Below are 8430 nucleotides of genomic sequence, written 5' to 3'. Positions count from 1 at the left end.
TGAATGAGGCCAAACAGAAGCTCTTTAAGACGATCTTTGAACAGGAACACCGGGTTGCCTGACCCTGGCCTCCAGGGACGCGTCAACAGACCCTCGTTCAGTATCATTTAAGGATTGGAAAATACTCCGCCCGGGCGGGCCTTCGATAGATCGCCGAGAGCCGGTGGCGCCCCTCAACCCTTCAGTCATCAGGATTCGGCGGGCCGCCAAGCTCCGGAGAGGACAAGGGACGGGGCTCTTCCGGCAGGGCCTCAAGCGGGGGTATCTCGTCCTCGTCGCCCGCGCGCAGGTCGCGGAAACGCCGCGCCTGGGGTAGCACCCGCCCCTCGAGCGTGCCCACGGTTTTGTTGTAGGCCTGCACCGCGGAGGCGAGCTTTGCGCCAGTCTCCGCCCATCCCCGGCCCAGAAGCGCGACACGCTTATAGAGTTCCTTGCCCAAAGCCGCGATCTCTTCGGCATTGCGGGCAATGGCATCCTGCTGCCAGCCATAGGACACGGCGCGCAGCAGCGCAATCAGGGTGGTGGGGCTCGCCGGGATCACCTTCTGATCGACGCCGGTCTCGATCAACGTCGGGTCCTCCCGCAAAGCGGCGCTGAAGAAGACCTCGCCCGGTACAAACATCACCACAAACTCCGGGGCCCGCGGGAACTGCTCCCAATAGGACTTTTTCGCAAGCTGCCCCAGATGCGCACGGACCTGCGCGGCGTGACGCTTCAGGGACAAGGCGCGCCCCGGCTCATCTTCGGCCTCGACGGCGCTCAAATAGGCGTCGACCGGCGTCTTCGCGTCCACAACCACATGGCGGCCGCCCGGTAATTTCACGACCAGATCCGGCCGCAGGATCCGCCCTTCATCACCGACGCGCTGTGCCTGCTCCACGAAGTCACAATGATCGAGCATCCCAGCCATCTCCACCACGCGCCGCAACTGCAGTTCGCCCCAGCGGCCGCGCGCCGCAGGTTCGCGCAAGGCCTTCACGAGGTTGGCGGTCTCGCGATGGAGCTTCGGCAGGTGGCTCTCGATCAAGGCCTTGACCTGATCGGTCAAGGATTGATAGGCGCTTTCACGCTTCACCTCCAGTTGTGCGAGCAACCCATCAACACGATTCAAGCGCTCCACCACCGGCCCCACGAGGTGCGAGATCGCCTGTTCGCGCGCACGCAGGTCCGCACTCGCGCCTTGCGCCAGATTCGCGAAGCGCTCCTGGGCGAGATTCAAAAAGAGCTCGTTATTGCGTTGCAAGGCCTCTTGCGACAGGCCTTTGAAGAGGTCCCCCACGGCCTTCTGGGCATCGCGCAGACTCGCAAGCCGTTCGCCTTGGGCCTTTTCCTCGTAACGCGCGCGCTCTTCGAGCTTCACATATTGAAGCTGTAAGGAGGCAAGCTCGGCACGCGCCCGCACCAATTCGCCGTCGCGGGCCGTCAGGGTCTGCCGTGCGTCGTCCGCGCTTACCAGGGCGTGCCTCGCCCGTCGCCACTCGACCCACCCGAACGCAAGGCCTGCCGCCAAACCTGCGCAAAACCCCGCGATCACAGCGGCCGACAGGCTCACAGCGCCCTCCATGGGGCGCCCCGAAGCGTCATCACCGATCGCCCCCGCCCGCCGCCCGCGGCTCCACCCCCTCCTTCTCCCACTCGCGCACAATCGGCTGGAGCTGGGCCAAGACCTCACCCAGACGATGGCCGCGGGGGGAGAGCGCATACGACACCTGGGGCGGCACAGTCGGGACCACCTCGCGCTCGACGAAGCCTGCGGCGGTGAGCCGTCGCAGCCGCTCCGTCAGCAAACGGCTCGATACACCGGGGATGGCGCGCTTGAGGGCGCCATAGCGCATAGGGCCGTGGGTCTGGAGGGCCCAGAGCACGTGCGTCGTCCAAGGCCCCGCGAGGAGCTTCAGGACCGCATCGACCGGGCAAGGTGAAGGTGTATCCATGGTTACTTTAAAATACCTACTTCACAAAAATAACCAGAAGGGGTTATATAGCGCCATCATAACGCGTTTCCAGCCAGGAGGTTTGCATGAGCCGCATTTTGGTCTTGTACTACAGCACATGGGGACACACCGAAAAGATGGCCGAGGCGGTCGCCGAAGGCGCTCGCGGGGTGGCCGGGACAACAGTCGACGTCAAGCGCGTCCCCGAGCTCATGCCCGCGGAAACCCTTGCCGCCATGCACGCCAAGACCGCCCAAACGGCCCCCATCGCCGAGCCCTCGGAACTCGAGCATTATGACGCCATCATCTTCGGGACGCCCACCCGCTTTGGCAGCATGTCCGCACAGATGCGCAACTTCCTCGACCGCACGGGCACCCTCTGGAGTGCCGGCAAACTGATAGGCAAGGTCGGCAGCGTGTTCGTGAGCACCGCAAGCCAGCACGGCGGTCAGGAAACGACTATCACCGCCTTCCATACCACGCTGCTGCATCACGGCATGATCATCGTCGGTGTCCCCTACTCGTGCCCCGATCTCACACGGCTCGATGAGGTCATGGGTGGCAGCCCCTACGGGGCGGGCACCATGGCAAGCGGCGACGGGAGCCGCATGCCGAGCGCAGCCGAGCTCAGAATCGCGCGCTTCCAGGGCGACCATGTGGCCCACATCGCCGCGCGGCTCGCTGCCACCTCATCATAGGACGCAAGCACCCCTGCGGACCACGCCCGTGGCTCGCAGGTGTTTCCCTCCGGCGCGCCACATCGATGGGCCGTAATGGGCGCGGCCACCGTGCCGTGTGCAAGTCAACCGCATGTCCTGAGAAACTCCCGGCCTCCGAGCGACCCCTGCCCTTACATGCCGCAGGCGCGTTTGCTACCATGCCGCGCATGCCTTCGCTTCTCATGCGCCGCTGGTGGCCCGCGGTCCTCATCTTTGCCGTCCTCGTCCTCACACTTGTTCCGCTCGCCTTACGGCCCCTATTCAACCTGAACGAGGGGCTCTATGCCGAGGCGGCGCGCGAGATGCTCGCACATAATCCTCTGATACCGCGCCTGGATGGCATGCCCTACCTCGAGAAGCCGCCGATCTTCTACTGGCTCGTGATGCTCTCGTACAAGATCTTCGGGATCGGCAAATTCGCGGCGCGCCTCCCTTCGGCCTTGGCAGCGCTCGGAACTTTGCTTGTCGTGACACGCTTCGCGAAGGACCGACTGCCAGAGCCCGCATGGCCTGCCGTGATCCTCTGCTCGTCGATCGGCTTTTATATGATGTCGCAGCTCGCCATGTTCGACATGACGTTCACGCTCTTCCACACCATCACCCTGCTCACCTTCTACGCCTATATCGAGCGACCGGAACGATCTTCGCGCCTGATGCTGGCGGCCGGGGCCGCGGCACTCGCGTGCCTGACCAAGGGGCTCATAGGGATCGTGCTCCCCGGGTTCATTGTGATCGTCTTTCTCGCCCTGGAGCGCCGCACCATCCCCTGGCGCCCGTTTCTGGTCGCTTGGCTGATCTTCCTCATCATTGCCCTACCCTGGCATATCTGGATGGCGCTCCACGTCCCTGGGTTCTTCGATCGCTACATCATCCAGGAACACTTCGACCGCTTCCTTGGAACCCTGAAACCCATGGACTACCGGCGGCCACCCGTCTATTACAATCTCGAACATCTCGTGTTCGGCGTCTTCCCCTGGACACCGTTTTTCCTTGCGGCATTGATCCGTCGGCGCCCCTTCGACCGTCTGGATCGCTTCCTGCTCATCTGGGCGGGGGCCTATCTCCTCTTCTTTACGCTGTCCAAGACCTCGTCCGCCTATTACATGCTGCCCGCGTTTCCCGCACTGGCACTCTTTGTCGGACGCGCCTTGCCCGACCTCGAGGGGCGTTCCCTGACGCGCCTCCTGGGGGCTTTCGCCTTTCTCTGCCTCGTGGCCGCAATCGGCGCCCTTCGCGTCCCCCACCCGCCCATGCGCCCCTATCTCATCGGCGCCGCGCTCGCCTATCTTGGCTTCTTCGTCGTGGCCCTGAAGGCCCCGCGACCGCGGTGGGGGCGTATCCTGCCCTTCGCGGCGCTCGCATCGCAGGCCGGATTCGCGGCGCTCTTTCTTGCGTTTTCCATCGCGCACCCGAACCATTACGCCTCCAAGAATCTCGCCCGGGCAGTCCTCCCTCACCTCACACCTCGTTCCTACGTCTTCGTCGCGCATCATTACGAAGACCTTTCGTCCCTGGACTTCTATCTCCACCGGCCGATCTACGTTTTCGATCCCCGCCAGGGCGACTTGTACTACGGCATCCGCCACAACCCCAAGGCGCATCGCCTGATTACGGGTCACGCGCTCACCGATCTCGCAAAACGCCGTCGGGTCTTCATCGTGGGTCCTACATCAGACGAGCGCTCGTGGGCACGTTACGGACACTTCCATGTGATCGCGAGCAAAGGGCCTGATGTCGCGGTGGAAAATGACCTGGGTCACACACCCTCGAAGAGGTAACCCGGGATCATCGCGCCTATGCATGCCACGGCGCCCCAAAAAGAGGGCGTGGCGGCATGACTGCGACTTAAGTCGGAGGACGCGCAGGGTACGGACGAGATAGAGTCAAACCCGTCGCAAGGATGTGTTGATCCCATCAAGGACGATGGCGGGCCCCTTTCCTTAGGAAGGGGGCTTTTTTTATGGGCGACCCCGCGAGCAACAATCCCCCCTCATCGACATGTAACCGGGCGCAATCAAAATGGTGGCAGGCGTGCGTAGATGACATGCCGGGGGTGGCCTCAGCGTGGGCTTGCGGATCGGCCCGCTTGTCGCCACCCGGGTGCCACAAGCCGTGTTCTGTCTGCTCACCGCACTCCAGTTTCACGGGCTGACCACCCCAACTACCGCGTCAAATATGGATCGCCATGCCACGCGGCATCCACTCACCGCGGATTGTTAACACCGAGGTTCTGCCAGTGGGCGGTCTTGTGGCATGTGCCGGTAAAGGGCGGCTTCTCGACGAAGGTTTCGAACACAACCGGACGATATCTGGAGCGGGCGCGCCAATCATCGGCCAGGCGCTTCGCAGCCAGGCCCAAGATACGGGAATCGAGGCTTTGGCAGTGGATCCACGGCAAGATCGGGAAGCGGGCATCATGGACGATCAGGTGCAGATCGTATTGCCGCGGCTCTGTCGTCCAGCCAATGACCCGATCGCGGGGCTTGGCCTTCCAGGCGCCGGCCAGGCGCTGGCCCCAAAGCCCAGAACAGCGACGATGCGGCCTTTGGCACGCACAAATGCGCCCCGGACATGAGTTTGGGTTCCGGGAAGGTGCATAGATTCGCTCGATAAGCGGCGCGTCAAGGACTTGCCGCCGCAGACAAGACGGGCCCACTTCAGCCACAAACAGGGGTAGCCCCCGTGGACCGCGGGTGCTTGCAACTAAAGCCCACGGTGCGTTGCATGATTGGATGCGAAGCGGGCACGTTCGGCGCAACCAGGAGGCGAACAGGGGCTAGCGACGATTCGGGGCCGCTTGGTACGCGCTACAACTTCATTGCGTTCTCGCAAGAAGGGGTGGCCTCCATGAAACAGAGAGCGGAGGCGGTCATTGACGAGCAGGGTCGAATCCGTCTCATTGAACCCCTTCACGCTACAGGTCCCCACCGCGCCCTGGTGACGGTGCTTGAGGAGCCGCCAACGGGTGGGGACGGGACACTTGCAGCGGCAGAGCAATCTCTGGCGCAGGATTGGGTGCGCCCCGAAGAGGACGAGGCATGGGCGTACCTGCCGTAGGGGCCGTCGGCCTGATTCCATCCCCCTTTTCGGACTTATCCGATAAAGAACAGACCGGCCTTGGTCCTGGCGGATGCGGGACGCGGTGATAGAACTTGCGCGCAGATTACCAGCCACCCGTACGGAGATGCCGCGGCCATTACTCTTACCGAAGATGACTGTGTGGACGGCTCCATTGCGCAAAGCACTATCCGCCCCGGCAAACTCTTCCGGCCAATCAGGGCCTGTTCGTCCGCGTCGTAGCGAGCGTACAGACAGAGGCGCTAGGCACGTCCGGCACGCTATGCTTGCGTGGTCCCCACGGGAAAGTCGGCCGCTCCTCTCCGACGTCGAGGCTTGGCCTGCGGCATTCACGGTGACGACCGGCATGCCGGCGGGCGCCCGTTCAATCGCCCCTTAGGCGCGATGAGCCACTTTGCACCCTTCTTCTCCTCGGTCGCCGTGACCTGCACAACGTTCGATGCCGCAACCTTGCGCGGGCGATCCGCAGCCTATCCGCGCATAGCGGCTCCAGGCCGGGGCCGACCGCCCAGGGCCCGCCCTGGGCTTGTGGCCAACACGGGCGAGCAAGGCGCTTGGCGCGCCGGGCCGAAAATCGGGATGGATGGTGTCATTTCCCCCGGGCGTTGGGGGATCGCGATATCCCCGCTTGATCCGCCGTACTGGTGGGGAGCCTGAGCCTCGCCCCTATTGCTATAGGGTCGTCCGGCCGATGACGGCGACAACCCGCATACCGTGTCGCACGCCCGGAGCAAGCCGGCCAATCATGGGCTGGCGCGCGACGTTGCTTGTCAGCGCCGACCCTATGATACGGGCCCACTCCCTGCTTGGCGGCGGCACCCCTTGGGGATCTTGAGCCCGACCTGGGACCACCGAAGATGCTTTTTGGGTGACGGCTCGCTTGCGTGCCTGTCGCTCGCCACACCTGACCGAAATCCCTGCTCGGTGCGACCGTTAAGAGCATTTTTGGCGGCGGACCACTCCAAGGCAGTCGTTTTGATAATTGTCAAAACGGCATGCCTATAACGGTGCACATAATAAATTATGATTGGCCCATCAATAATACTGATCCCGTATACGTCAAGGGGGCAATGGGTGGAACTGTATGACGCTTGGTCACACTGCGAGTGCGCATTGAGGGCAGAGGAGAGCCGGTCCCGTGGTGTGGGAGACACCGGTTATGAGCATCACAGACAAGAACACAAACAGCTTACCGAACAAAGGATTAGGTTTCAAAAAAAGAAAACCGCAGCCATCACCTGCATCCCATGGGCGCTGAGCACTGTTCTACATGAGTCGTGCGTCCCTCGGATCATGAGGACGGATGATGCCTGCGTACCTTCCTTTGCTCCATGGGTACCACGCGCACGATCACGACAATCGGGCCTACGGAGAAATATTGTAGGGGCTCCTAACTGATCGGCTGCGCGCCTGTCGCCGTGCAGGGGGCGCGCCTTGCACGATGACTGCCGTTCTTGACGGGTACAGGCCGTGCGCTGCGGTGCAGGCGGACGGAAAAGACAAGAAATCGGATGAATAACCGAGAATTTCACTAAATGGGAGGAATGGTAACTATGAAACAGACCGCACGATTTGGCACGGTCGTGGCCACGCTTTTGGCATCCACACTGGCCGCGCACGCGGCCATGGCCGGCTACAAGGCGTCCGACATCATCATTAGGGCGCGGGCCGTACAGATCCAGTTCTACAATCACACCAATACAGCGGCCCTGAGCGGCGTCGGCGCCGACAACAAGATGATCCCGGAGGTGGATGGAACCTATTTCTTCACGAGGAATATCGCGGCCGAACTTATTCTCACCTATCCGCAGACGATCTCCGTCCACCCCGGAATTGGATCGCTGAAGGCGCTACCACCGACGCTCATGGCGCAATACCACTTTATGCCGGACAGCCCCTTCTTTCGTCCCTATGTCGGCGTCGGCGTCAACTATACCCGCTTCTTCAGTTACTCACTCGTAAACGGATTAAGGGGATCTCAGAGCAGTGTGGGGGCCGCCCTGCAGGCGGGGTTCGATGTCCCGCTCACGCGCTCCCTAACCCTCAACGTGGACGTGAAGAAGGTCTACATGAGCACGAAAATCAGGACGTCTGGCGGGGGCTATGTCGGGACGCTCACGCTGAACCCCCTTCTGGTCGGCGTGGGGCTGGGGTGGACGTTTTGAGGAAACGAGCTCGAACCTTATGGGCTGCTGGCCTTTCCATCCAGGATGGGTCATGGGCGTAAGCGCTCAGGGGGGGCCGCCCTCCGCAGGCGACGGCAGAGACCCCGGTGCGGCGGGCGTCAGGTCATCGGTGTATTCAGGCCTTAGTTTGGGCGCGAGCGGCCATCTGGTGGCGAGGGCAAGACAGATGCCAGAGACATTGCGTTCGAGGCCTTTGCGATTTGAAACTTTGAAAGGAACGATTTTGACCGCACCGAATCGTCGGACGCACAACAAGAAGATCGATAGGCGGTGCAAGAGCACCTGACCGGGGCAACAACGGCACGGGGCGCAGGACCGATTTATCGCGTAGGCGGTCCGGCAGGGCGGGCCGAGAGAGTGCGCGCCTTAGCGCCTCAATGAGAAAGGGAGGAAACACAAGATGGCGGCAGGAAAGGGTACGGGGGTAGTCCTCGCATCCGGCGTGTTATGCGCCGCGGTGATATTCGGGGCGCTCCATTGGGAACACACGGTCGCTTTGCCGGTAAGTGCGGG

Annotated in this window: 7 protein-coding genes and 1 pseudogene; 5 read left to right on the top strand and 3 right to left on the bottom strand. The window is 62.5% G+C overall.

What is annotated here, in order from left to right; genetic code table 11:
- Window positions 1-181: 181 nt before the first annotated feature.
- Together ACYCTF_RS13755 and ACYCTF_RS13750 are read right to left on the bottom strand one after the other, a co-directional pair.
- Entirely contained in the window at window positions 182-1552 is a 1371-nt protein-coding gene (locus tag ACYCTF_RS13755; RefSeq protein ID WP_461284303.1) for a DNA recombination protein RmuC, read from the bottom strand.
- Window positions 1553-1583: 31 nt separating this feature from the next.
- Entirely contained in the window at window positions 1584-1934 is a 351-nt protein-coding gene (locus tag ACYCTF_RS13750) for a winged helix-turn-helix transcriptional regulator (protein WP_461284304.1), read from the bottom strand.
- Between the two features lie 86 nt (window positions 1935-2020).
- Here ACYCTF_RS13750 and wrbA point away from each other — a divergent pair, with 86 nt between their 5' ends.
- The 3 genes and pseudogenes from wrbA to ACYCTF_RS13735 all read left to right on the top strand — a co-directional run.
- Window positions 2021-2632: an NAD(P)H:quinone oxidoreductase gene (gene wrbA / locus ACYCTF_RS13745; RefSeq protein WP_461284305.1), complete on the top strand. Its 612-nt coding sequence runs from the start codon at window positions 2021-2023 to the stop codon at window positions 2630-2632.
- Window positions 2633-2811: 179 nt separating this feature from the next.
- Window positions 2812-4431 carry an ArnT family glycosyltransferase gene (locus ACYCTF_RS13740; protein ID WP_461284306.1) on the top strand — a complete coding sequence of 540 codons (1620 nt, stop codon included), beginning with the start codon at window positions 2812-2814 and terminating at the stop codon, window positions 4429-4431.
- A 310-nt stretch (window positions 4432-4741) separates the two neighbouring features.
- A pseudogene (locus ACYCTF_RS13735) lies at window positions 4742-4868 on the top strand (type IV toxin-antitoxin system AbiEi family antitoxin domain-containing protein); the annotation flags it as partial.
- On the opposite strand, the gene ACYCTF_RS13730 reads toward ACYCTF_RS13735, so the two are convergent.
- Complete coding sequence (locus tag ACYCTF_RS13730) at window positions 4857-5309, bottom strand: Druantia anti-phage system protein DruA (RefSeq protein WP_461285059.1); 453 nt, start codon at window positions 5307-5309, stop codon at window positions 4857-4859. The pseudogene ACYCTF_RS13735 and the gene ACYCTF_RS13730 sit on opposite strands and share 12 nt — an antisense overlap.
- A gap of 191 nt (window positions 5310-5500) precedes the next feature.
- Between ACYCTF_RS13730 and ACYCTF_RS13725 the strand changes: the two genes are divergently transcribed.
- Entirely contained in the window at window positions 5501-5710 is a 210-nt protein-coding gene (locus tag ACYCTF_RS13725; protein ID WP_461284307.1) for a hypothetical protein, read from the top strand.
- A 1574-nt stretch (window positions 5711-7284) separates the two neighbouring features.
- Complete coding sequence (locus ACYCTF_RS13720; protein WP_461284308.1) at window positions 7285-7896, top strand: OmpW/AlkL family protein; 612 nt, start codon at window positions 7285-7287, stop codon at window positions 7894-7896.
- The last annotated feature ends 534 nt before the right edge of the window (window positions 7897-8430 follow it).

Source organism: Acidiferrobacter sp. (assembly GCF_054609335.1).
This window is presented reverse-complemented; position numbering and strand designations above follow the sequence as displayed.

Bases quoted from the DNA above. Each gene is read 5' to 3' on its own strand.
- ACYCTF_RS13720 (WP_461284308.1), top strand. From the start codon at position 7,285: ATGAAACAGACCGCACGATTTGGCACGGTCGTGGCCACGCTTTTGGCA.
- wrbA (WP_461284305.1), top strand. From the start codon at position 2,021: ATGAGCCGCATTTTGGTCTTGTACTACAGCACATGGGGACACACCGAA.
- ACYCTF_RS13740 (WP_461284306.1), top strand. From the start codon at position 2,812: ATGCCGCGCATGCCTTCGCTTCTCATGCGCCGCTGGTGGCCCGCGGTC.
- ACYCTF_RS13725 (WP_461284307.1), top strand. From the start codon at position 5,501: ATGAAACAGAGAGCGGAGGCGGTCATTGACGAGCAGGGTCGAATCCGT.
- ACYCTF_RS13750 (WP_461284304.1), bottom strand. From the start codon at position 1,934: ATGGATACACCTTCACCTTGCCCGGTCGATGCGGTCCTGAAGCTCCTC.